Annotated in this window: 21 protein-coding genes and 2 tRNA genes; 16 read left to right on the top strand and 7 right to left on the bottom strand. The window is 68.3% G+C overall.

Features of this window, described 5'->3' with window-relative positions; genetic code table 11:
• The first annotated feature begins 15 nt into the window (after window positions 1–15).
• The 4 genes from U0177_RS13560 to U0177_RS13545 all read left to right on the top strand — a co-directional run bounded on the left by U0177_RS13560 (window position 16) and on the right by U0177_RS13545 (window position 1850).
• Entirely contained in the window at window positions 16–693 is a 678-nt protein-coding gene (locus tag U0177_RS13560; RefSeq protein ID WP_409571171.1) for a CpsD/CapB family tyrosine-protein kinase, read from the top strand.
• Between the two features lie 59 nt (window positions 694–752).
• Window positions 753–1529 (top strand): tyrosine-protein phosphatase, encoded by a 777-nt coding sequence (locus tag U0177_RS13555; protein WP_409571170.1) that lies wholly within the window; start codon window positions 753–755, stop codon window positions 1527–1529.
• Window positions 1530–1590: 61 nt separating this feature from the next.
• Window positions 1591–1667: transfer RNA gene (locus U0177_RS13550), tRNA-Arg, on the top strand.
• A 93-nt stretch (window positions 1668–1760) separates the two neighbouring features.
• Window positions 1761–1850, top strand: a tRNA-Ser gene (locus U0177_RS13545).
• 107 nt (window positions 1851–1957) lie between these two features.
• Here the strand turns inward: U0177_RS13545 and U0177_RS13540 are convergent.
• Window positions 1958–2443: a peptidylprolyl isomerase gene (locus U0177_RS13540; RefSeq protein ID WP_409571169.1), complete on the bottom strand. Its 486-nt coding sequence runs from the start codon at window positions 2441–2443 to the stop codon at window positions 1958–1960.
• Window positions 2444–2682: 239 nt separating this feature from the next.
• On the opposite strand from U0177_RS13540, the gene U0177_RS13535 reads away from it, so the two are divergent.
• The gene (locus tag U0177_RS13535; protein WP_409571168.1) at window positions 2683–3531 is read left to right on the top strand and encodes a hypothetical protein; all 849 of its coding nucleotides are present in this window, start codon (window positions 2683–2685) and stop codon (window positions 3529–3531) included.
• 138 nt (window positions 3532–3669) lie between these two features.
• Here U0177_RS13535 and glp read toward each other — a convergent pair whose 3' ends face one another.
• On the bottom strand, window positions 3670–4917 hold the full coding sequence (gene glp / locus U0177_RS13530) for a gephyrin-like molybdotransferase Glp (protein WP_409571167.1): 1248 nt from the start codon (window positions 4915–4917) through the stop codon (window positions 3670–3672).
• A 17-nt stretch (window positions 4918–4934) separates the two neighbouring features.
• A complete protein-coding gene (trxB, locus tag U0177_RS13525) occupies window positions 4935–5918 on the bottom strand; it encodes a thioredoxin-disulfide reductase (protein WP_409571166.1) in 984 nt (327 codons plus the stop codon).
• Between the two features lie 477 nt (window positions 5919–6395).
• Between trxB and U0177_RS13520 the strand changes: the two genes are divergently transcribed.
• The 11 genes from U0177_RS13520 (at window position 6396) to U0177_RS13470 (ending at window position 19907) form a co-directional block, all read left to right on the top strand.
• Complete coding sequence (locus U0177_RS13520) at window positions 6396–8906, top strand: lamin tail domain-containing protein (RefSeq protein ID WP_409571165.1); 2511 nt, start codon at window positions 6396–6398, stop codon at window positions 8904–8906.
• 95 nt (window positions 8907–9001) lie between these two features.
• A complete protein-coding gene (locus U0177_RS13515; protein ID WP_409571164.1) occupies window positions 9002–9976 on the top strand; it encodes an ROK family protein in 975 nt (324 codons plus the stop codon).
• A gap of 253 nt (window positions 9977–10229) precedes the next feature.
• On the top strand, window positions 10230–10382 hold the full coding sequence (locus U0177_RS13510) for a hypothetical protein (protein WP_409571163.1): 153 nt from the start codon (window positions 10230–10232) through the stop codon (window positions 10380–10382).
• Window positions 10382–12244, top strand: coding sequence for a hypothetical protein (locus tag U0177_RS13505; protein ID WP_409571162.1), 1863 nt, complete (start codon window positions 10382–10384; stop codon window positions 12242–12244). Before U0177_RS13510 ends, U0177_RS13505 begins: the two co-directional genes overlap by 1 nt.
• Window positions 12245–12340: 96 nt before the next feature.
• Window positions 12341–13255: a HEAT repeat domain-containing protein gene (locus U0177_RS13500; RefSeq protein WP_409571161.1), complete on the top strand. Its 915-nt coding sequence runs from the start codon at window positions 12341–12343 to the stop codon at window positions 13253–13255.
• 2 nt (window positions 13256–13257) lie between these two features.
• Window positions 13258–14361, top strand: a complete 1104-nt coding sequence (locus U0177_RS13495; RefSeq protein ID WP_409571160.1) for a lipid II:glycine glycyltransferase FemX — start codon at window positions 13258–13260, stop codon at window positions 14359–14361.
• Window positions 14362–14385: 24 nt separating this feature from the next.
• Window positions 14386–14667 (top strand): DUF2203 domain-containing protein, encoded by a 282-nt coding sequence (locus U0177_RS13490; RefSeq protein ID WP_409571159.1) that lies wholly within the window; start codon window positions 14386–14388, stop codon window positions 14665–14667.
• Between the two features lie 8 nt (window positions 14668–14675).
• Window positions 14676–15416, top strand: coding sequence for an HAD family hydrolase (locus tag U0177_RS13485; RefSeq protein WP_409571158.1), 741 nt, complete (start codon window positions 14676–14678; stop codon window positions 15414–15416).
• Between the two features lie 84 nt (window positions 15417–15500).
• On the top strand, window positions 15501–16214 hold the full coding sequence (locus U0177_RS13480) for an SGNH/GDSL hydrolase family protein (RefSeq protein WP_409571157.1): 714 nt from the start codon (window positions 15501–15503) through the stop codon (window positions 16212–16214).
• Between the two features lie 893 nt (window positions 16215–17107).
• Window positions 17108–18748 (top strand): UDP-N-acetylmuramoyl-L-alanyl-D-glutamate--2,6-diaminopimelate ligase, encoded by a 1641-nt coding sequence (locus U0177_RS13475; RefSeq protein WP_409571156.1) that lies wholly within the window; start codon window positions 17108–17110, stop codon window positions 18746–18748.
• Between the two features lie 184 nt (window positions 18749–18932).
• A complete protein-coding gene (locus U0177_RS13470) occupies window positions 18933–19907 on the top strand; it encodes an alpha/beta fold hydrolase (protein WP_409571155.1) in 975 nt (324 codons plus the stop codon).
• A 500-nt stretch (window positions 19908–20407) separates the two neighbouring features.
• Here U0177_RS13470 and U0177_RS13465 read toward each other — a convergent pair whose 3' ends face one another.
• The 4 genes from U0177_RS13465 to U0177_RS13450 form a co-directional block, all read right to left on the bottom strand.
• A complete protein-coding gene (locus U0177_RS13465) occupies window positions 20408–21496 on the bottom strand; it encodes a response regulator (protein ID WP_409571154.1) in 1089 nt (362 codons plus the stop codon).
• Between the two features lie 49 nt (window positions 21497–21545).
• A complete protein-coding gene (locus tag U0177_RS13460; RefSeq protein ID WP_409571153.1) occupies window positions 21546–21770 on the bottom strand; it encodes a hypothetical protein in 225 nt (74 codons plus the stop codon).
• A gap of 447 nt (window positions 21771–22217) precedes the next feature.
• Complete coding sequence (locus tag U0177_RS13455) at window positions 22218–22937, bottom strand: rhomboid family intramembrane serine protease (protein ID WP_409571152.1); 720 nt, start codon at window positions 22935–22937, stop codon at window positions 22218–22220.
• Window positions 22938–23129: 192 nt separating this feature from the next.
• Window positions 23130–24320, bottom strand: a complete 1191-nt coding sequence (locus U0177_RS13450) for an aspartate aminotransferase family protein (RefSeq protein ID WP_409571151.1) — start codon at window positions 24318–24320, stop codon at window positions 23130–23132.
• Window positions 24321–24444: the final 124 nt, after the last annotated feature.

Genomic DNA, 24444 nt, shown 5'->3' with positions numbered 1-24444 from the left:
GAATTTAATACGATTATGACCACATCACCAAATGGCGCCACTCGTAGCCCGCTGATCGCGCTGCGCGACCCGCGCTCGGCCGCGGCCGAGGCCTACCGCACCCTGCGCACGAACATCCAGTTCTCAAGCCTCGACCGGCAGCTGCACACGCTGCTGGCCACCAGCAGCGCGCCCGACGAAGGCAAATCGACCACAATTGCCAATCTGGCCGTCACCATGGCGCAGGCCGAGCAGCGCGTGATCCTGGTGGATTGCGACCTGCGCCGGCCAACGCTGCACACGCTGTTCGGCCTGCCGAACGACGCCGGGCTCACCAGCACGATCCTGGCCCAGGACGACGCCGAGATCCCGCTGCTCGAAACGGGCGTGCCGGGCCTGAGCCTGCTGGCAAGCGGGCCGCTGCCGCCGCGCCCAGCCGACATCCTAGGCTCGCGAAAGATGGAAGCGATGATCTCGCGGCTGCGCGGCCTGGCCGATATCGTGCTGTTCGATACCCCGCCGGTGGTAGCAGTTACCGACGCGGCAGTGCTCGCCACGCGCGTCGACGGCGTGCTGCTGGTGTTTCAGGCCGGCAAAACCAGCCGCGAGCGCGGGCGCCAGGCGCGCCAGATTCTCGAGAAAGTCAAAGCCAATATCGTCGGCGTCGTACTGAACAACGCCAAAGTCGAACAGGGCTACGGCTACTACGGGTAAGCGTTGCGGCGCCTCATAGGGCGATCATCCATAGATTGCACAGATGATCGTACATCGCCATGATCGACCTGCACTCACACATATTGTATGGCGTCGACGACGGCGCGCAGACCATCGACGAATCGCTGGCGATGGCCGTGATCGCGGCGCGCGACGGCACCCGGGTGATCGCCGCCACGCCGCACAGCCCAGGCTCGAGCGCCTGCCGCATCTACGACCCGGCGCTGTTCCACGAGCGCATCGGCGAGATCAATGCGCGCCTGGCAGCGGCCGGTATGCCGATCGAGGTAGTCGCAGGTAGCGAGATCTTCTACAGCGCCAACATTGTCGAGCGGCTACGGCGCGGGCAGCTTCTAGCGTATGGCACCAGCCGCGCCATTCTGCTCGAGCTGGTTAGCGCCGACTTCCCAGCCGGGTTCGACAGCACCATCTTCAATCTGCAGGTCGCCGGCTACCGCGTGGTGCTGGCACACCCCGAGCGCATCGCCGAGGTGCAGCGCCACCCCAACAAACTGCTGCCGCTGATCGAGCGCGGCGTGCTGATGCAGGTAACTGCCGAAGCGCTGCTTGGTGGCCAGGGCGAGCGCCTGCGCGCCGCCGCCGAGACGCTTGTCAGCCACGGCATGGCACACCTGCTGGCCAGCGACGCGCACGGCCTGAACCCGCGCCGTCCACCGCTGCTTAGCGCCGCCCGCGACCGCGCCGCAGCGCTGGTTGGCGCCGCCGCCGCCGAAGCGCTGGTGCAAACCACGCCCACTGCGCTGCTCGCAGGCCAGCCCCTTCGGCTGCCACCCGCCCGGCCAGTCGCCACGGCACACGGGCGCTGGTGGAAATAAGCGCCCGCATAGCTTGCAAAGATCGCCGAATCGTGGTAAGATGCAGCCCGTTGGGATATGAGACTCTGTAGCTCAGTGGATTAGAGCGCTTCCCTGCGGAGGAAGAGGTCGGGCGTTCGAGTCGCCCCAGAGTCGCCACAAATGGGAAGGGCGGTCGCGCCGTATGGCGTTTGGCCGCCCTTCGGGTGTAGCGGCATGGCAACGCGCCGCTGCACCACCCAACAACAACTCGGGGAGGTGACGGAGCGGTTGAACGTGCTCGTCTCGAAAACGAGTTGGGCCTGAAAACCCACGTGGGTTCGAATCCCACCCTCCCCGCCACTGCAATGCACCGTTTCTGTTCCAAGAAACGGTGCATTGTTGCGTATTACCCTCATAGCGCAATGCAGCGGATGCCGGCGGGCATAGCTGTGCCTCCACGGCACAAGCTATATTTCCTGGATCGTCACCTTTTCCATCCTGTCGCCCTGGCGCGTGGCATTCACAATATCCATGCCCTCGACCACTTTGCCAAACACGGTGTGCTTGCCATTCAGGTGCGGCTGCGGCGAGAGGGTGATGAAGAACTGGCTGCCGTTGGTATTCGCGCCGGCATTCGCCATCGAGATCACGCCGGTTTCGTGGAGCAGCGGGTTGCCGCGCACTTCGTCCTCAAAGCGATAGCCCGGCCCCCCTGTGCCGGTGCCGGTCGGGTCGCCGCCCTGAATCACGAAATTGCTGATGACGCGATGAAATCTAATGCCATCGTAGAAGCCCTGGCGGGCCAGAAACACGAAGTTATTGACGGTTTTTGGCGCATTGGCAGGGTACAGCTCAAGTACAATGCTGCCTTTGTTGGTTTCGATCGTCGCCCGATAGATTCGCGCCGGATCAATCTCTAGTGCCGGCGGCTGGCTCCATTGCTGTGGAGACACAACTGTTCCTTTCTTTGGTAGAAATGCAAAAACCGCCGCAAATTATACCATGGCGAATAGTCACCGGGCAATCAGCTTTCGACAGAAATAGGATCACCGCCGGATGGCGCTTATCATTCAGCTTTTGGCGTACGAGCGGTATAGTAGGCCCATCGATACAACGCTTGATTGGCCGGCGCAATCGCAGCTATACAAAAGCCCGGCCAGCGAAACCACTGGCATTCGAAGGAGGAAGACCTATGGCGACGACAAAACGAACCAGGCGCAGCAGCGACACCCCGGCTAATCGCAAGCCCGCCGCCTCGCCCGAATCGCATAGCGCCGACGTAGTGGTGCTTGAGGCCGGCGATGCCGCGCTGAACGATGCGCCAACGCTGACCTTGCCGACCATGGGCAGCCGGCCCGAGCCCGAGTTCGTGCCGCCTGCCGCGCCGGCTCCTTCGCAGCCCAGCGCGCCCCCGGCCGAAGCCGCCGCGCCCGCGCCAGCCGCCCCGCTGCCGGCCGCGCCGGCCATGAGCCCGGCCGAAGAGCGCGCTACGTTCCAGCGCCGCCGCGCCGTCGCGCTGGCGAGCCTGGTGGTGGGGCTGCTGCTGATCGGCTTCCTGGCGTACCGCTTCTTCGCGCCCCAGGCCGCCAGCACGCCCAGCGCACCACCCGCGCCCCAGGCCGCCGCACCCCAGTCGAACAACCCGGCGCCGCCCGCGCCTCAGGCGAACAACCCGGCACCGCCCGCACCCCAGGCCGCCGCACCTCAGGCGAACGGCGAGGTTGTTGGCGGATGCAGCGCCGTTGCCGGCCTGCCGGTGTTCAGCGGCGCGACATGCACCAAGCAGAAGCAGGACACCGAAGACGGCGTGGTCAAGCTGGAGAATACCTACACCATCAGCGCCGCGGCCGACGACGTGCGCCGCTTCTACGAGGGCGCGTTCACGCAGAATGGCTGGAGCATTACCGAGAGCAAGCAGGATCTGGAAGATCAGCAGTGGGAATATACCGTCGAGCAGAACGCTCGCAAGGTGAAGGTCAAGATCGAGGCCAAGAATACCGCCCAGGCGAATGGCACCGAGTTGCAGATCGACGAGAAGTAGCCCCATACACATTCGGCTGATTACCGCTGTATGGTGGGGGTTCGGGGGCGGCTTTGCCGCCCCGAACTTTCTTTATTGTGATGCCCTGCCCGGCTTCGCCGTGCAGAGCATCACAATAAAGAAAGAGATCAAATGAAGTTAGTATTGCACCAGCGGCCCGGTCAACAGTGCGTCAAGCTCGGCGCCGGCGGGGTATACCTGGCCATCGCCCGGCACCAGCAGCAGCGCGTTCGCGCCGCGCAGCGAGAGTAGCCGGCTTGAGCCCTGCGCCCCGGTGCTGCGCGCCACCAGCCGCCCGCCCTCCCAGCTCACGATCGCCCGCTGGTATTCAGGGCGGTCGGGCGGGGCGGCGATTGGCTCGGCCAGCGCCACGCGCGCGCGCGCGCGCTCGGGCCGCGCGTCGCCCTGCAGGCGGCGCAGCGCCGGCCGCACAAACACCTCAAACGACACCAGCGACGACACCGGGAAGCCTGGCAGGCCAAACACCAGCGCGGGCGCGGCGCCTGCGCGCTCGACGGTCGCGAACGTCGTGGGCTTGCCGGGCTTGAACGCGACCCGGCCGAAATGCACCGTGCCAAGTTCGGCCAGCAGCGGCTTCACCAGGTCGCGCGTGCCCATCGAGACTCCCCCGCTGGTGATCAGCACGTCGGCGCGCGCGAGGCCGGCCAGAATAGCCTGGCGCTGCACCTCGGCGTCGTCGCGCGCGATCCCAAGCGAGATCGCCTCGCAGCCGGCCTCGCGCGCGGCCGCCAGTAGCGCGTAGCGGTTGCTGTCGCGGATCGCCCCCGCGCCGATCTGCGCCCCTGGCTCGTACACTTCGTCGCCAGTCGCTAGCACCGCTACCACCGGGCGGCGCCACACGCGCACGCGCACGCGCCCGATCGTCGCGAGCAGGCCAATGTCGGCCGGGCCAAGCGCTGTGCCGGCCGCCAGCACCAGCGCGCCCGGCGCGATATCCTGGCCTACGGTGTGAACGCTATCGCCAGCGCGCAGCGCCTGCCGCACCTGCACCACCCCGTCGCGCTCCTCGGTCTGCTCGACCATGATCACGGCGTCGGCGCCTGGCGGTAGCGGCGCCCCCGTCATAATCCGCGCGGCCTGGCCCGGCCCGACGGCGAGCTGCTCGCCGCCGCCCGCCGTCAGCTCGCCAAGCACGCGCCGCGCGGCCTGGCCGTCGGCGGCGCGCAGCGCGTAGCCGTCGACAGCGGCCTTGGGCACGTCGGGCAGCGCCTCGGCCGCCAGCACATCCTCGGCAAGCACGCGCCCCTCGGCCCACAGCGCGTCGATCTCCTCGCCTGCCAGCGGCGCGGCATGCGCGGTAATGATCCGCTGCGCCTCGTCTACCGGCACCATCGGGTAAGGCGACTCGCGCCGCATTGGTTGCATGGCCAACTCCTCGCGCGCTACCACTGGCCCAGCGCGGGCGAAACAACCTCCTCGGCGGCTTTCTGCGATTTCAACGCGGCGTGCTCCTGCTCGGCCAGGAACCACGTCGCCTCCATCGCCGCCTTGCAGCCGTCGCCGGCGGCGGTGATCGCCTGGCGGTACACGTGATCGACAACGTCGCCCGCAGCAAATATGCCGGGGATGTTCGTGCGCGTGCGGCCGTCGGTCACAATAAAGCCGCTCTCGTCGAGGTTGAGCTTGCCCTGGAACAGCCAGGTGTTCGGAATATGGCCAATGTACGGGAACACGCCGTCGGTCGCCAGGTCGCTCTCTTCGCCAGTCTTCAGGTTCTGAATGCGCACGCCGGCCACGCTCTGGTCGCCCAGCACCGCGCTCACTGTCGAATCCCACACAAAGCGTACCTTCGGGTTGCTGAACGCGCGCTCTTGCAACACCGGGTCCGCGCGCAACGTGTCGCGGCGGTGCACGATCACAAGCTCGCTAACATAGCGCGTCAGAAACAGGCCCTCGTCGAGCGCGCTGTTGCCGCCGCCTACCACCACCACGCGCTTGTTGCGGAAAAAGAAGCCGTCGCAGGTGGCGCAGTATGAGACGCCACGGTTGGCCAGCTGCTCTTCGCCCGGCACGCCCAGCTTGCGCGGCGATGCCCCGGTCGAGACAATCAGCGTGTCGGCGGTGATCGTCTCGCCGCCGTCGGTGGTGAGCTTGAACGGCCGCTCGGCGACGTCGATCGACTCGATCAGCGCGTCTTTGAACTGCGTGCCGAAGCGCGCAGCCTGCTTCTCCATGTTGTCCGCCAGGTCGTAGCCGCCAATGCCCTCGACAAACCCCGGGTAGTTCTCGACCTCGCTGGTGGTGGCGATCAGGCCGCCTGGCTGCAAGCCGCGCACTACCAGCGGCTCCAGGTTCGCGCGCGCGGCATACAGCGCTGCCGTCAGGCCGGCTGGGCCCGAACCAATGATCACAACTTTGCTGTGCATAAACTGTCTGCTCCTCTTCAGAGTGCCGTCACGCCTGCGGCCGCGGCCCCCATGATAGCATATTCCATTCCGGTGCCGCAGTGCAATTATACCCCCCAGGGGTATAGGCCCTAGTATACCACAAACGCTCTCTCGGCGCACCTCATCTGTCGCACACACCAGGGCTCGTGCAACGTCGGCACTCACCCCCTTTCCCCTCTCTCCCGCGCGCGGGAGAGAGATATTGGTGGCTGTGTGGTGCGGTCGCGGCGGCGACCGCACCACACAGCCAGATGTGTTTCCCCTCCCCTGACAGGAGGAAGGGGGAGGGGTCGAAAGACATTGCACAAACCCTGTCGCACGCGCTAGCAGAAGCTACGGCCAGCAGTGCGCGGGAAGCAGCGCATAAGCTCGTGTTATGCAGCGGTAACGCCAATATTCTACTATTGCGGCTAGTGCACCGTTTCCAGCCGCTAGCCTAACGTCAGGAACCACACCATGCCGCTATCGATCTGTCTGCGTACCTGGCTCTGCGTTTCACTTCTCGCAATCGGCGTGCTTGCGCTGCCGCCGCCGGCCAGCCGCGCCGCCGCCGCATCGCCGATCCTGATCAACGAGTTCGTGCCCAAGCCGGCCAGCGGCGCCGAGTGGGCCGAGCTGCTGAACACCAGCGACGCGCCGGTCGATCTGTCGGGCTGGATCATCGACGACGATACGCTTGGCCCGCCGCGCACGGCGCTCGCCAGCGGCACGAGCATCGCGGCGCACGGACTGCTGGTGGTTTCGCTCACTAGCAATATTCTGAACGACACCGGCAGCGACGCTATTCAGCTGCTCGATGCGGCGAATACGCTGATCGACACGCATGCCTACACCGGCACTGTCGCCGGCATGGCCTACGCGCGCATCCCCGACGGCGGCGCTACCTGGGCCAGGGTAGCCGCCACGCCGGGCGCGTCCAATCCGCAGCCAACCGCTACACCAACGGCCAGCCCAACGCCCAGCAGCACGCCTGCACCCACCGCCACGAGCACCAGCACGCCCACCGCGACTGCGCCCGCCCCTAGCACGACGCCCAGCAGCACGCCCACCACGAGCATCCCAGCCACCGCCACGCTCGCGCCCAGCGCCACGCCATACCCGGCCGGCGTCATCATCAATGAATTTCTGGCCTACCCAAAAACGCTGTACAGCAACGAGTGGGTCGAGCTGTACAACACCGCGGCCGAGCCTGCCGAGCTATCAGGCTGGAAGATCGACGACGAGGCGGGTGGTAGCGCGCCGATCGCGCTGCCGGCTCAGTCAACAATCCCAGCCCTCGGCTACCTAGTGATCGAGCTGCCCGGCGCGCTGCTGAACAACGACGCCGATAGCGTGCGCCTGCTGCGGCCCGACGGCAGCAGCGCCGACAGCACGAGCTACGCCGGCAGCCAGCCCGACCTTAGCCACAGCCGCGCGGCCGATGGAAGCTGGTATATCAGTACGGCTAACAGCCCTGGCGCGGCCAATCTCCCGCCCGCCACGCTCACCGCCAGCCCGACCCACACGCCGACCGCTACGCGCACGCCTAGCCCGACCCACACGCCAACCACTACACGCACGCCTAGCCCGACCCACACCCCGACCGCTACGCTTACACCAACCTGCGTAGGTGAAGGCGGCTGCGCGCCGAGCGTTAGCTGGCCCGAGGGCATCTCTATCAACGAGATCCTGGCGTACCCGAAAACCCGTTACAGCGGCGAGTGGATCGAGCTGTTCAACGCAGCCGCTGGCGCGGTCGACCTATCGGGCTGGAAGATCGACGACGGGGCCGGAGGCGGCGCGCCGATTGCGCTGCCACAGTTCACGGCGATTGCGGCCGGCGAATACTTGGTGGTGAACCTGCCCGGCGCGCTGCTGAACAACGGCGGCGACAGCGCGCGCCTGCTGCGGCCCGACGGCAGCGTCGCCGATGCTGTCGATATTGGCGCCAGCCCGCCCGACGCTAGCTATAATCGCGGGGACGGCGGCTGGTACTTCAGCGATACGCCGTCGCCGGGCGCACCCAACCTGCCGCCATCCCCTCCGACTTCCACCCCGGCAAAGTCTACCGCCACGCCGCACAAGCCCACCGCCACGCCGCACAAGCCCACCGCCACGCCGCACAAGCCCACCGCCACGCCAGCAGGCGTAGCCAGCGCATCAAGCTGCGCCGAGTGCGCGCCAGCCCTCAGCGAGTTCTTGCCGAACCCAAAGACGCGCTACGACGCCGAGTGGGTCGAGATTGCGAACAGCGGCCCGCGCGCGATCGACCTGGGCGGCTGGGCGATCGACGACGCGCCCGGCGGAGGGGCGCCATACCAGCTGCCCGCTGGCACGCTCGTCGCGCCTGGCGGCCTGCTGCTGGTGCAGTTGCCGAAGGCACTGCTGAACAACGGCGGCGACAGCCTGCGGCTGCTGCGGCCCGATGGCAGCGCCGCCGACGAGTATCGCTTCGGCGCGACCGCTGCCGACACCAGCCTGTGCCGCATCGCGGGCGCCTGGGCCACATGCGACCCATCGCCGGGGCAGCCTAACCGCGCGCTGGAGCTGCCGAGCGACGCAACACCAGGCGCACCACCGCTCGGCACGCCACAGGCTTCCACGCCCGCAGGCAGCAGCCAGCCCGCGCGCGCAGCCGCGCCGCCGCCCACTTCTACGCCGCGCATCCCAGCCTGGCCCGGCGCGACGCCGATCGGCGTGCGCTACCATCTCGCGTCGCCGGCCGCGCGCTATCGCGGCGTGGCCCAGCCAGCCGCCCCAGCAGCCACAGCCTCACCGGCGGCCGGCGCTGCGCCGACCAGCGCGCCGCCACCACCCACGGCCGCAGCCGCAGATTGGCCGCGCCGCGCCACAAGCCCTGGGGCGGCAATGATCTTGCTGGCATTTGGCGGTGTAGCGTTTGGATACGACCAGATACAGCGCCGCAGCGCGGGCAGCGCGCCAGCACCCGACGCCCCAGCCGGCGACACACCTGAGCCGCACCCATAGCCGCGCGCGCGGCAGTGTGCTATAATGCCGCCGAAGTGCCTGCCCGATCGTTCCCTCACGCTGTGATGCCATCGAGATCGAGAAGGAGGATCGCCATGAACGACCCGCAACCCCTCGTGCAAGACCGGCTCAGGCGCAACAGCTGGGGATTTCTTGGCAACCAGGGCCACATCCTGGGCATGGACATCGGCAGCTACGGCCTGCGCGCCGCGCTGATCGATCTGCATAACCACACCTATCAGCGCGCCTACCACGAAACCACCGGCAGCAGCGCCAGCGGCCTGCTCGAAGCCTCGCTCACGCTCGCGCGCGACCTGCTGGCACAGCAGGGTGTCGAGCCCGCGCGGCTGGTGCGCATCGGCGTAGGCTTCGCTGGCCCCGTCGACGCGCGCAGCGGCATTGTGCAGCGCTCGCACCGCATGCCCGGCTGGGAGCAGTTCCCGCTGAGGCAGCACGTCGAAGACGCGTTCGGCGCGGTGACGCTGCTCGACAACGACGCCAACCTGATCGCGCTGGGCGAGGCGACCTTCGGCGTCGGGCGCGACACGCACAGCCTGTTCTACCTGCACCTCAGCAGCGGCGTCGGCGGCGGCCTGGTGCTCGACGGGCGGCTGTACCACGGGGCGACGACCATGGCCGGCGAGGTTGGCCACGCGATCGTCGGCCCGATCGACCCGATCTACCCCAACGAGCCGCCGCGCACGCTCGAACAGCGCCTCTCGATCAGCGGCATCCTGCAGCGCTCGGCCGAGCTTGGCCTCTCGACCGATATGCTCAGCGAGATCTTCGGCGACACGCGCGTCGGCCCGCAGATCATCGCCGAAGCGGCCGACCTGCTGGCGGTGCGGCTCTCGCAGATCATCGCGCTGATCGACCCGCAGATGATTATTCTGGGCGGCGTGGTGGCGCGCCACGGCGGCGATACGCTGCTCGGCGCGATTAAGCAGCGCATACCAACGTACATGGCCTCGCTGATCGAGCGGCCGGTGCAGATCGTGCCGTCGGTGCTGGGCTTCGAGAGCGTGTCGATCGGCGCGCTCGCGCTCGCGCTCGAGAGCATGCGCGATTAAAGGCACTTTTTGATCATTGTGTGCGGTTTTTCCGCGCTCCGCGCGGAAAAACCGCACACGTCCAATCTGCCGAAGGCTGAGCGCACCAACTGCGTAAGTCCTAATTGTTTCTTCCTCTGCCCTTGTGATCTGCCCCCCCTCACGTTTGCACCCGGCTGGTTCCAATGCTATAATGCCTGTTTAGTTGCGCAGTCGGCGCGTGTTTTTGTGCGCGCCGCTTTTCGGCTTTCAGCCAGTAGCGAAATCAGGAGCTATGGACGCCAAAAACGTAATCTTCGGCGAAACCGGGCTAGACAAGCTCGTGCAGATGCTGCGCGCCAGCGGCCAGCCGCAAGACATTGCCAAGCTGATCGAGCGCTATCTCGACATTCTGCGCGAGATGGTGACTGCGGAGGAGAAACGCTGATGAGCGATCAGCCAAGCTTCACAGGCAACGCCGAGCAGCAGGCGCTGGCCGAGCAGGTGTTTCAGATCATGAAGGCGCAAGGCTCGTTCTTCGCCGTCGACGCGCCCATCCGCCAGACGCTCGCCAACCTGGCCGACTACTTCGCGACCCAGCGCAAGGCCGACCGGGCCAAGCTGGCGCAGGAGATCGACGCGGCGCTGAGCACGAATACCGCCGTGTTCGCGCGCGAGCAGCAGGGCGACGACGTGATCTACGTTGTGTCGCGGCTGGGCGCCTACCGGCCACGCCAGGACGACAACAAGCATATGTTCAAGCAGCGGCTGTACGAGCCCGATAACCCGCTGCCCGTCGATGATATTAGCGTGGTGGTTACCACTACCCGCCCGGCGCTGACTACGATCGAGCCGGTGTATATCTCGGACTACTGGCAGCAGCAGGCCGGCCTTACGCCGCTGCACCCGGCCGAGGAGGCCGCGCCGGTGGCCGAGGAGCTGCCCGCGCCCGTGGCCGAGGAGGCCGCGCCGGTGGCCGAGGAGCTGCCCGCGCCCGTGGCCGAAGCACCCGCTCCTGTGGCCGAAGCGCCCGCGCCCGTGGCCGAGCGCCCCGCCGCGCTGCCGCAGAACACCATGATCACCCTGCCCAATGGCGTGCAGATCGACCTGCGCCGCGCGACACCGGACCTGATGGGCCAGTACGGGCCGACGCTGGCGAACCTGTTCCGCACCGCGCTCGAGAACGACCCGCTGCGCCGGATCGTGGTGTTTGGCAACGACGCCTACCCCGAGGCCGCGGTCGAGAGCTTCGGCAAGAACGATCTGCGCCGCATCCGCGACTACCTGATCGAGACCGGCGAGCCCATGGCCGACACCCAGATCATCGCCGATATTTTCTACCACAACCCGCGCCAGCCCGACTACGAGACGTTCCGCTTTGCGCTCGACTACCGGCTGAGCCGCGAGAAGGACTTCGAGTTTGTTGGCGTCGACGGCGCGCGCCTGTGGTCCACCAAGGGCATGCCGGCGATCGGCACCAAGCGCGTGAAGGCCAGCGAGATGGGCCAGCTGGCGGGCTACCTCGAAGAGGGCTTCGACGACAGCCTGGCCGAGCAGAGCGCCGATTCGATCCGCAAGAGCGGCACGCTCAGCCATATTCTGACGTTCTTCGAATGGGAGTATGGCGTGCTGCCGTACTCCAAGGCGATAGCCGCGCTGCTGCCGAACGCGCTGCTCTCCGACCAGCGCAGCGCCGTGCTGCGGATCGAGTCGCCGCAGCACTACAGCTCGGCGCTGGCCGAGCTGCGCTTCCCAACCGGCAACCGCGGCGGCTGGGTGCAGGGCTTGGAAGAGTTCTTCCACGAGCACCTGGTGCCCGGCGCGCTGATTACGCTGGCGCGCACAGCCGAGCCGCATATCTTCACGATCTCGTACGAGGAGCAGCCCGAGCAGCAAGACCGCCTGCTGGTGCTCGACGAGAAGAAGAACAAGTTCGCCTTCGCCAACGTCAGCTACTACTGCGCCGTCGACGACGATATGCTGGTGAACCAGCAGCAGTACGGCCGCCTGCGCAACCTGAAGTCGCTGCCGATGAATGAGCGCCGCAAGGGCGATGTGACGCTCGAGCACGTGTTCGAGACGGTGGGCGAGCCGATTGGCACGCGCTCCGAGCCGCGCTACCGCGCGACGCTCAGCCAGCTGTTCGTCGCGCTCAACGTGCTGCGGCCATCCTCGCGCGATTACCTGAGCCACCTGCTTGGCGAGGGCGACCAGTTCGAGCAGGACGGCGCCAGCTGGACGTATGCGCCGCCGCCGGTCGAGGCCAGCGACGACGAAGACGACACCATGGACTACGACGACGACGAGTAGTCGTTCGATCGACGTGATAGCACACCGAACGAGTAGTGAGCCGACGGCGCGGTCGATCTCACTACTCGTTCAATATTCCCAGGGGGAATCTGACGCATGACCATAGCCGAACATATCTACGCGATCGGCGCGCGCGACCATAAGCTGGCCATGCGCGAGCTGAAGCCGCTCTCGGGGCTGGGCTTCGAGGCGCGCGCCGAGTTCTGGCCGGCCTGGATGTCGGTGGTGGCGCGCCGCCGCGCCGAGATCGCGCACGCGATGGTGGAGCTGGCCGAAGATAATGTCGACCTTGACTTTGCCCAGGCGCTGCTGTGGATGCTCGACGACGACGACGCCGAGGTGCGCGCCAGCGCCGCCGAGGGCCTGTGGGAGAGCGAGCGCACGCAGGTGCTGCACCGGCTGCTCGACCTGCTGCGCGCCGACCCGGCGCCGGCCGTGCGCGCGGCGGCCGCGGTGTCGCTCAGCCGCTTTGCCTACCGCGCCCAGCTCGACGAGCTGGCCGAGGGCGATGCCAAGGCGCTGCGCGCCGCGCTCGAGCGCGTGGTGCTCGACCAGCGCCAGCCGCTGGAGGTGCGCCGCCGCGCGATCGAGAGCGCCGGCTACTTCGCCGAGGACGACGAGATCCAGCGCCAGGTTGGGCTGGCCTACGCCGGCGACGAGCTGCTGCTGCGCGAGAGCGCGCTGGTGGCCATGGGCCGCTCGATGCTGCCGCGCTGGCTGCCGACGATCGGCCAGGCGCTGGCCGACGCGTCGCCGGCGCTGCGCTACGAGGCCGCCCGCGCCGTCGGCGAGATGGGCGAAGACGCGCAGCAGCTGCTGCCCAAGCTTACGCCGCTGCTGAACGACGGCGATAGCGAGGTGGCGTTCGCGGCGATCTGGGCGCTTGGCCAGGTCGGCGGCAGCAGCGCCGAGCGCCTGCTCAAGCAGATCGCCAAGAGCGAAGACGAGGCCCGCCGCCAGGCCGCGCGCGACGCGCTCGACGAGCTGTCGCTCGGCGAGAGCCTGCTGTAGCGATGGCGCACGCCACCACGCCGCCAGCGGCTGCCCCCGCCGCCCGGCTCGCCGTCGTCGAGCCGGGCGCCGCCGAGTGGGACGCGTTCGCGCAGGCACACCCGCACGGCCACCTGCTGCAGTCGAGCAGCTGGGGCGCGCTGAAGCAGCGGGTGGGCTGGCAGGCACGCCGCGTGCTCGTGATCGGCCCCGACGGACCGCGCGCCGGCGCGCAGCTGCTGATCCGCAGCCGCCTGGGCCTCGGCGCGGCGTATGTGCCGCGCGGGCCGCTGCTGGCCGACGACGCCAGCAACGCGGCTTTGATCGGCGCGCTCGACCGCATGGCGCGCCGGGCGCGCGCGGTGTTTCTGCGGCTCGAGCCGAATGTGCTCGAGCGCGCACCCGGCGCGGGGGCGCTGCACAGCGCGATGCTGGTGCAGGGCTTCGCGCCCGCGCCGCCGCTCCAGCCGCACACCACCCTGCTGCTCGGCCTGGCGCCCGCGCCCGAGCGCCTGCTGGCAGGGATGAGCAAGGGCCACCGCGCCGACATCCGCCGCGCCCAGCGCGAGGGCGTGCAGGTGCGCGTGGGCGCGGCGCCCGCCGACCTCGACGCGTTCTACGCGATCATGCGCGAGACTGGCCAGCGCGCTGAGTTTGGCATCCACAGCCGCGAGTACTACGCCAGCGCCTGGGAGCAGTTCCGCGCCGCGCCCGGCGGCGAGGGCGCGCGGCTGCTGCTGGCCGAGTATGCCGGCGCCACCGTAGCGGCCTGCCTGGTGTTCGCCTGGGCCGGCGCCGGCCTGTACCTGTACGGCGGCTCGAACGACGCGGGCCTGAGGAGCGGCGCCAACCACCTGCTGCAGTGGCACGCGCTGCAGTGGGCGCGCGAGCGCGGCTGCCAGACCTACGACTTCTGGGGCGTGCCCGACCAGTTCGGGCAGGCCGCCGACGCGGCCGGCGACGCCGAGCGCGCCCTGCTTGAGGAGCAGGCCAGGCGCGACCCGCTGTACGGCGTGTTTCGCTTCAAGAAAGGCTTTGGCGGCGAGGTGGCGCGCTTCCTGCCGGCCTACGACCGCGTGTATATCGCGCCGCTCTACCGCGCCTGGATGCGCCGCTTCGCCAGCTAGAGCCCCACCGGTAAGTAGTGCAATATGACAGATATGAGCGAAGAACAGCAGACCGCCGACGAGGCCGAGCGGCTGATCGCCTGGCTGCGGCGCGAGCTTGAGCACCAGCGCGAGCTGAACGGCGAGATGCGCCGCGCCGTGGCCGAGCTTGCGCGCGCCTTCCAGGAGTCGCTGGCGCGCGCGCACGACGCCGCCGAGAGCGGCGACCTCGAGCGGGTGCGGCGGATTACGATCGAAAATCGCGACGCCTGGCAGGCGTACCTGCAGCAGATCATCGAGGCGGCCAAACCTAAGCGCGACATATAGGAGGCGCCATGACCCGCGCGATTATCTTCGATATGGGCAACACGCTGATGCAGTTCGTGCGGCCCGGCACCGGCAGCTGGCGCGAGTTCGAGACCCCCGGCATTCGCGGTATCTACCAGTACCTGATCGACCAGGGCCACCCGATCGGCTCGCACGTCGACGATTTCGTCGAGGCGATGTTCGCGCGGCTGGCCGAGGGCTGGGCGCAGTCGACCGGCGGGCACATCAACCTGCGCGCCGTCGATTGGATCGCGGCCGGCGCCGCCGCGCACGCGCTGACGCTCGACGAGGCGGCGCTGCTCGAGGCCGCGCGCCACTACGCCCGCCCGATGCGCCAGGGCGTGGCGGCAACGCCTGGCGCGGTGGCAACGCTGGCCGAGCTGCGCGAGCGCGGCTACCGGATCGGGCTGATCTCGAACACGATCTGGCCGGCCGAGCTGCACCTCGAGGACCTGGAGACGATCGGCGTGCTGCCGTACCTCGAGCACCCGCTGTTCTCGGGCGAGCTGGGGATCTGGAAGCCAAACCCGCGCGTGTTCCGGCACTCGCTCGAGCTGCTGGGCGTGGCGCCCGCCGACGCGGTGTTCGTGGGCGACAGCCCGCGCGAGGATATTGTCGGTGCGCAGGGCGTGGGCATGCGCGCGGTGTGGATGCGCGGCCAAGAGTTCCCGCTTGGCGATGTGCAGCCCGACGCGACGATCGTGACGCTGCCCGAGCTGCTGCCGATCCTCGAGCGCTGGGGCATCTAGCCGCCTGGCCGGCGCAGGCCGGTGCGCCCGCGCCCTGAGGCATCCGCAGCGGGCGCTTGTTCAACCACAGGAGATCTTCAAACCATGGGCGCAGGCAAGACGCTGGTGTGCTTCGGCGATAGTATCACCGAGGGCTTGATCGGCGCGTCGTATGTCGAGCGGCTGCGCACGGCGCTGCCGGGCGTCGCCGTGGTGAACGCCGGGGTCAACGGCGACACGGTGCTGCACCTGTTGCGGCGCGTCGAGCGCGATGTGATCGCGCGGCGCCCCGACGTGGTGACGATTATGGTGGGCCTGAACGACCTGACGACGCTGTACGGCCTGCCCAGCAGCAGGGCGTACTACCGCACGCTGAAGAACCTGCACGTGGTGCTGACGCCGCGCCGCTTTATCGCCGGCTACCGCCGGCTGATCGCGATGCTGCGCGCGCGCACCGACGCGCGGATCGCGCTGTGCACGCTCACGACCGTGGGCGAAGACCCGAGCGACCCGGTGCAGACGCTGATCGACGGCTACTCGACGATCGTGCGCGCGCTGGCGGGGCAAGAGCAGCTGCCGCTGATCGACGTGCGCGCGGCGTTTCTGGGCGCGCTCGCGGCCGACCCGCGCGTCGGCCCGCCGTACAGGATCTGGGTGCCGGTGCAAGATTGGCTGGCGATCGGCGCGCGCGGCGCCAGCTACGCGGCGCTGGCCGAGCGGCGCGGCTACCGGCTGCTGTGCGACGGCGCGCACCTCGCCGATGCCGGCGCCGCGCTGGTAGCCGAGACGATGCTGCCCACACTGCGCGACCTGCTCTGAAACCCGCGCGCCTGGCTTTTAGCAGAGCGTTGGAGCTTTGGAGCGTCGGAGCGGAGAGCGGGAGAGCGGGAGAGCGGGGAGCATATTACCAAATGTAGGGCGCGCATGGTGCGCGCCTCCACAGGAAAGAAGGCCAGGCCACCATCAGCGCCGGTGGCGCATGCCTCAGGGCAAGCCAACACATTCTGCCGCGCCACGAGGCATGCGCCACCAACGGTGTACACACGACGACATTGATTACGGGGTCTGGGGCGCGCAGCCCCGACAGGGAGAAGGCGCGCACGATGCGCGCCCTACGGGGAGGCCGTGCCAGTGGCAACGTCAGGCGCGCATGCCTCAGGGTGAACCACCACCGGCATCCGTGCCACGAGGCATGCGCCACCAACGGTGTACACACGACGGCATTCATTACGGGGTCTGGGGCGGAGCCCCATTGGGAAGTGCAGAGGGCGGGCGGCCGCCCTCTGCCGCGGGCACGGGGGCGCGTAGCCCCCAAAGCCCTCGCAGGGCACGGGGCGCGTAGCCCCGAACGCCCACGGAGGGAAACGGTGGCGCGAAGCCTCCGAAGGCTCACCCGATTGGGAGAAGGCGCGCACGATGCGCGCCCTACGGGGGAGGCCGTGCCAATGGCAACGTCAGGCGCGCATGCCTCAGGGCAAACCACCACCCGCATCCGCGCCACGAGGCATGCGCCACCAACGGTGTACACACGACGGCATTCATTACGGGGTCTGGGGCGGAGCCCCAGCGGGGAAGTGCAGAGGGCGGGCGGCCGCCCTCTGCCGCGGGGGCACGGGGGCGCGCAGCCCCGAACGCCCTCGCAGCCCCCGAACGCCCTCAGGCGCGCGCCCGCGCGCCGATTAGAATGGCGCGGCATTTCACAGGGAGGGCATATGCAGCTACACGAGCTTCTGGCCGGCCTGCCGGGCGCGCAGGCGACCGGCCCAACCGATATCGCGATCGACAGCCTGGCCTACGACTCGCGCGCGGCCCAGCCCGGCGGCCTGTTTGTGGCGATCAGCGGCTTCCATACCGACGGCCACGCGTTTATCGGCCAGGCGCTGGCGCGCGGCGCGCGCGCGGTGGTGGGCGAGCGCGACCCGGCCGACCTGGCGCTGCCGCCCGACGTGGCGTATGTGCGCGTCGGCAATGCGCGCGCCGCGCTGGCGCCGATCGCGGCGGCATTCTACGGCTACCCCGGCGCGCGCATGCGCGTCGTCGGCATCACCGGCACCGACGGCAAGACCACCACCACGTTTCTCACCAGCGCGGTGCTGGAGGCTGGCGGCCACACCACCGGCACGATCGGCACCGTCGACTTCAAGATCGCCGGGCGGCAGTGGGCGAACGACACGCGCCAGAGTACGCCCGAGGCCCCCGAGATCCAGGCGATGCTGCGCGACATGGCCGCGGCCGGCTGCGATTACGCCGTGCTCGAATCGACCTCGCACGCGCTCTCGGCGCGCTGGAACCGGCTCGGCGGCGCGCTGTTCGACGTGGCGGTGCTCACCAATGTTACGCACGAGCACCTCGACTTCCACGGCACCGTCGAGCAGTACCGGCGCGATAAGGCGAGATTGTTCGAAATGCTGGGGGACGACCAAGGACAAAGGACGAAAGACCAAGCTCCGCCCCTGCTTGATAGTAGTGCTGCGGCCTCCGACGGCGCGGAGGCATTGATCCTTGATTCTTCGTCATTCGTCCGCCGTCCCGACAAGCGCCGCAAGGTTGCGATCGTCAACGCCGACGACCCGAACCACCAGATGTTTCTCGACGCCGCGCCGCCTGGGGCGCAGCGGCTGACCTACGGCATCGCCAACGCGGCCGACGTGCGCGCCTACGACGTGGCCGCCAGCCAGCACGGCCTGCGCTTCCGCGTGGCCACGCCGTGGGGCGAGCGCGAGCTGCGGCTGAAGCTCACCGGCGATTTCAACGTGGCCAACGCGCTGGCGGCGCTGGCGGTGGGCCTGGCCGAGGGCGTGCCGCTCGAGGCTGCGGCGCGCGCGCTCGAGGCCATCCCCGGCGTGCGCGGGCGCATGGAGCGCGTCGAGCAGGGCCAGCCGTTCACCGTGCTGGTGGACTACGCCCATACGCCTGGCGCGTTCGAGAAGCTCATGGGCATCGTGCGGCCGCTGACGGGCGGCCAGCTGATCGCGGTGTTCGGCAGCGCCGGCGAGCGCGACCGCGAGAAGCGCGCGATCCAGGGGCGCGTGGCAGCGCGCTTCTGCGACTTCGTGGTGCTCGCCGACGAAGACCCGCGCCTCGAGGACCGCGACGCGATCATCGGCGAGATCGCCGAGGGCCTCGAGGCGGCCGTGGCCGAGGGCGCGGCCCGGCCGGGCCTGGCGTACGCGCGCATCCCCGACCGGCCGGCGGCAATCGCGGCGGCGTTCGCGCGCGCGCGGCCGGGCGATATTGTGCTGCTGCTCGGCAAGGGCCACGAGGCCTGCATCATCTATGGCGAGCAGAAGGTGCCGTGGGACGAGCCTGCGGCCGCGCGCGCGGCGCTGGCGGCACTCGGCTACGCGGGCTGATACCAACTCCGTTTGATTACTTGTGTTTTCTTGTGCGGCGGGCCGGCCAGCCGGGGGGCGCACAAGAAAACGAAATTTCGGGGGCGGCTTTGCCGCCCCGAACCCCCACCATAATCCAAGCGCTCAGCCGGATTTGGTATGACGTGGGCGTACGCGCCGCTCGCGGCAGAAAGGTCGCTACACTATGGCAAAACTTCCGGGGCGCTCGGCGCTGGCGCTGGCGCTGTGCCTGATTGTGGCGCTGTGCGCGGCGGGCTGCGGCCGGCAAGGCGCCGAGCCTCCAGCGCAGGGCCTGAAAGACATCAACGGCACACGGCTCTTCTACACCGCGCTCGGCAGCGGCCAGCCGATCGTGTTTGTGCACGGCCGCAGCGGCTCGCATCGCTATTTCTTGCCGCACGTGGCGCCGCTCGCCGATCAGTACCGGCTGCTGCTCTACGACCAGCGCGGCACTGGCGCATCGGACGCGAAGCTCGAGCTGCGGGCGCTGTCGATCGACCAGTTCGCCGACGACCTCGACGCGCTGCGGGCGGCTTTTGGCCTTGACAAGATCACGCTGGTCGGCCATTCGTGGGGCGCTGTTGTTGCCCTATTCTACGCCTTCAAGTACCAGAACCACCTCGACAAGCTGATCCTGGTGGATGCTGTGCCGCTGACGCGCGAGTTTGTCGCGGCGCAGCTCAAAACAGTGCAGCAGCGCATCGCGCGCCTCAGCCCAGCCGATCAGCAAACCCTCAGCAGCACCTGCTCGCGACCGTATAGCCAGCTGAGCGCGAGCGAGCAGGCCGAGTGCAACCGGCTCGACGCGGCGCTGCGCTTCTACGACCCCGCCAGGGCCACGGCGCTCGATACAACTGCCGAGGCCAATACCCTGCGCAACGCGGCAACCGTGCAATCCATGCTCGCTACCAGCTTCAACCGCAGCCAGCCGGGCATTGAGGCAGGGCTCAAGAGCATCCACGTGCCAACGTTGCTCGTCCACGGCGATTTCGACCCGATCCCGGTCGCCGCCTCCGCGTATATCCAGCAGCACATCGCGGGCGCGCAGCTGGTGGTATTGAAGCAGAGCGGGCACTTCCCGTTTGTCGAGCAGCCCGAGCAGTTTCTGGCAGCAGTGCGCGCATTCATGGGCGGGCAGGCCGCCACTCCGGCCCGGTAATACCACTTGCCCGGCTTCGCCGGGCAGAGCAGCGCAAAAAAGTGATCCAGCGGGATATGGCGGACGGACGTTGCGGGGTGGCGGACGGACGTTGCGGGGTGGCGGACGGACGTTGCGGGGTGGCGGACGGACGTTGCGGGGTGGCGGACGGACGTTGCGGGGTGGCGGACGGACGTTGCGGGGTGGCAGACGGACGTTGCGGGGTGGCGGACGTAACGTTGCGGGGTGGCGGACGGACGTCGCGGGGTGGCGGACGGACGTCGCGGGGTGGCGGACGGACGTCGCGGGGTGGCGGACGGACGTTGCGGGGTGGCGGACGGACGTTGCGGGGTGGCGGACGGACGTTGCGGGGTGGCGGACGGACGTTGCGGGATCGCGCCGAAGCATGCTGCTCAGGGCACTGTCGATGGCGTGATCGCGTATCGGCTGAGCCACCAAACGTTCATGTCAGGCGCAACAAAGCCTCGCTCGTTCCACGCGGAACCAGCGAAGGGCGGGCGCTACTCGGCGGCAGGCAGGGTGAAAAAGAACGTGCTGCCCTGGCCCGGCACGCTCTCGACGCCGGCGCGCCCGCCCAGGCGCGCGACGATCCGCTGCACGATCGCCAGGCCCAGGCCGTAGCCCTGCGAAAGGTTCAGGCGCGTGAACTCCATGAACAGCCTGGCCTGCTCGGCCTCGCTCAGGCCGTGCCCGTTGTCGCGCACCCAGAAACGCAGCATGCCGTCGCTCTGCCGGTCGGCGCCGAGCGCGAGCTGTGGCGGGGTACCGCCGTACTTGAGGCCATTGCTCAGGTAGTTAAACCATACCTCTTCGACCCACGGCCCATAGCCGCGCGCCACCGGCCAGCTGGGCGGCAGCTCGAACTGCGCGCCGCACTGCCGGGCGATATGGTCGAGCCGGTGGCGCGCCTCGGCAACGATCACGGCCATACCCAGCGGCTTGGTGGCGATCGACACCTGCTCGACCTGCGCCAGCAGCAGGATCGCGTCGACGATCTTGGTCGCCTTCTGGGCGTGCTGCCTGAGCTTGCCGAGGATCTCTCGGCGATCTTCGGCCGGCAGGTCGTCGAACATATCGAGCAGCACGTCGGCGTAGCCGTCGATCACCGTCAGCGGGTTCTTCAGGTCGTGCGCGACGGTGCGGGCGAAGCGCTCGAGATCGGCCACCTGGTTCTGGAGCAGGCGGCGCGCCTGCTGAAGCTCGAGCTGCGTGCGCACGCGCGCCAGCACTTCGGCAGGCTGAAACGGCTTGGAGAGGTAGTCGGCGGCGCCTTCGGCAAACGCGCGCACTTTGTCGGCCACGCCATCGAGCGCGGTGATAAAGATCACCGGGATGTCGCGCGTGGCGGCGTCGGCCTTGAGCAGCCGGCACACGGTGTAGCCGTCCATGTCCGGCATCATAATATCGAGCAAGATCAGGTCGGGCGGGGTCTGGCGGACCACCGCCAGCGCGATCGGGCCGCTGAGCGCCGGCTGCACGCTGTAGCCGTGGCGCGCGAGCAGGTCGGCCAGCACCCACAGGTTATCGCGGCTATCGTCGACGACAAGGATCGAGCCGGGCGTGCTGGTGCGCTGTTGCTGTATGCTCATATCAACTTCGCTGTGAAATAATCTGGACTTTCCAAGTCCTTTTACAATCCTACGCGGTGGCCAGCTCGTTGATATGCTGCAGCAGCGCCAGCGCCTCGTCGTAGCGGCTCCAGGACGAGAGAATGCCGCAGAGGATATCGAGGGTCGAGGGCACGCCCGCGGCGATGCCGAGCGGCTCGAACAGCTCGGCGCGGCGCATGCACACGTAGCTCTGGGTGCGCAGGCTGTAGGCCAGGCAGGTACGGCGACTGCGCGTACGGGCCGCTGTGGGCAAGCGCCTCGGCCCGCGCCAGGTCGCGGTCGCGCAGCGCCCACGCCAGCTGGTTCAACAGATCGATCCGATCGCATGGCACAGCCGGCGCATCGCCGTCGAGCGCGGATAATCGAGCTTCGAGCGCTGAGCGATCGCCGACCATACGAAGGCAGACTTTCAGGCAGTCACGCAGCAGCCAGGCTGGATGGTTAGGCTAGCAGGGTTGCCGATCGTGCGTATGGCTTCTTACGTAGCGCGAGTGGTAGCCTCAGTATAGCATGATTTCGCTATCTGGAATAGAAGCATACAGTGCCGTCCAGGGCTTGTGCAACGTCTCGCGCCCCTGATCTACTTTATCGGGGCAGGGGAAGCAGGTTGGCGTCGTGGCGCGGCGCGAAGCGCCCGCGCCACGACGCCAACCTTGCTTCCCTCGCTCACGATACAGCACACGATCGGCCGGGCCTGGCCTCAGCGGCGGTAGTACTGCTGGTACGCCTCGTAGCGCGGCGGCAACTGGGGCTTGCGGAAGAACAGCGTCAGCACCAGGCCAGCGACGAAGCCGCCGACGTGCGCGCCATACGCCACGCCGCCGGTCATCTCGGCGGCGCTGGTGAGCGCCGCATAGCTATTCAGCAGCTGGCCGCCGAACCAGATGAGGATCATGAGCCAGGCGGGCACAAAGAACGAGAACAGGAACAAGATCGGGATGGGCAGGATCGCCCGCACCGAGGCGCGCGGGTACAGCAGCAGGTACGCCGCCAGCACGCCGCTGATCGCGCCCGACGCGCCAATCGCCGGCACGCCGGAGGTAGGCGTAAGCAGCGCCTGGGCCAGCACCGCGCCAAAGCCGGCCAGCAGGTAGAACAGCAGGTAGGGCACGCTGCCGAAGTTATCCTCGACATTATCGCCGAAGATCCACAAAAAGAGCATGTTGAAGATCAGGTGCAGCCAGCCGCCGTGCAAAAACATCGACACCAGCGACTTCAGCAGCACCACGCGCAGAAAGCCAAGCTGGCCGCCCAGCAGCGCGATCACCTCCGGCGAGCGCACGCCCCACGCGCCGATGAACTGGTCGAGCCGGTCGCCCAGCGACAGCTCGTACACAAACACCAGGATATTCGCGAACAGCAGCACGTAGTTGATGAACACGAAGTTGCGCGTCGGATTGCGGTCGCCGATTGGTATCATGCTCTTGCGCCCCCGCCGTACGGGCGCGATAGTATCGCGCCCGTACCGTAGCCGCCACCGTACCATACGGGCGCGATACTATCGCGCTCCTGATCGTCACAAGCTGATTCTGCCTGCGGCAGCTCTGTGCACCGCTTGTGGCGCGGAGCGCCACAAGCGGTGCACAATAGACTTGATTGGAAATAACAGATGTTACGCCTGGCCGAAGGCCACACCCAGCTTCTGCACCAGCTCGTCGACGTGGCGATGCTCGGCGATCAGCGGCGGCAGCAGGCGCACCACGTCATCGCCGGCGGTGGCGACGAGCAGCCCGGCGGAGTGCGCGGCCTCGCGCAGCGCCGCGGCCGAGCCGTCGATCTGCAGGCCGCGCATCAGGCCACGGCCGCGCAGCTCGCGCACCTGTGGGTGGGCGCTGGCAAAATCGTGCAACGCCTCGTCGAGGTAGTCGCCGACCTCGCGCACGTGCGCGAGAAACGCCGGGTCGGCGATCTTGTCGAACACCACGCGCGCGATGCTAGCAACAAACGGCCCGCCGCCGAAGGTGGTGCCGTGCTCGCCGGCGTGGATGGCGTCGGCCACAGCCTGCGTCATGAGGATCGCGCCGATCGGCAGCCCGCCGCCCAGCGGCTTAGCGACGGTCATGATGTCGGGGGTGATGCCGTAGGGCTCGTAGGCCCACAGCGTGCCAGTGCGGCCCATGCCGCACTGGATCTCGTCGGCGATCAGCAGCGCGCCCACCGCATCGCAGCGCGCGCGCAGCCCGCGCAGAAACTCGGGAGTGGCCACGCTCAGGCCGCCCTCGCCCTGCACCGGCTCGACGACCACGGCGCACACGTCGTCGCCGATCGCCGCCTCGGCGGCGGCCAGATCGTTGAACGGCGCGAAGCGCACGCCGGGCATCACCGGCATAAACGGCAGGCGGTACTTCTCGCGGTGCGTCACCGCCACCGCGCCCATGCTGCGGCCGTGAAACGAGCCGCTAAACGCAACGATCGTGGTTTTGTCGTCGTGGCCGTGCTCGCGGGCGTACTTGCGCGCGAACTTCAGCGCGCCCTCGATCGCCTCGGCGCCGCTGTTGCTGAAGAACACCCGGTCGGCGAACGAGTGCTCGGCGAGGCGCTGGGCCAGCTCGGCGGCCGGGCGGGTGTAGTACAGGTTCGAGGTATGGATCAGCCCGCCCGCGCCCGACGCAATCGCGCGGGCGACGTCGGCGTCGCCGTAGCCCAGCGCGTTCACCGCGATGCCGGCGACAAAATCGAGATAGCGGCGGCCCTCGGCGTCGAACAGGTAGCAGCCCTCGCCGCGCTCGATCACGAAATCCGGGCGCTGGTAGGTCTGTAGCACGTAGTCGTGGTCGGCGGCGATCACATCCTCGGCGGTCATGGCGGCTCCTCAACTAGCGTTTGGCGGGGTGCGAACACGCGCAAGTATAGCACAGGTTCGCGCCGGCACACTGCGGCGCCACGCCTCGCACAGGCCGATGTCAACGTCTTTCGACCCCTCCCCC

This window comes from Kouleothrix sp. (assembly GCF_046328425.1).
Classification (GTDB): Bacteria; Chloroflexota; Chloroflexia; order Chloroflexales; family Roseiflexaceae; genus Kouleothrix.
The sequence above is the reverse complement of the archived record's forward strand: the minus strand, read 5'-3'. Positions and strand labels throughout refer to the sequence as shown.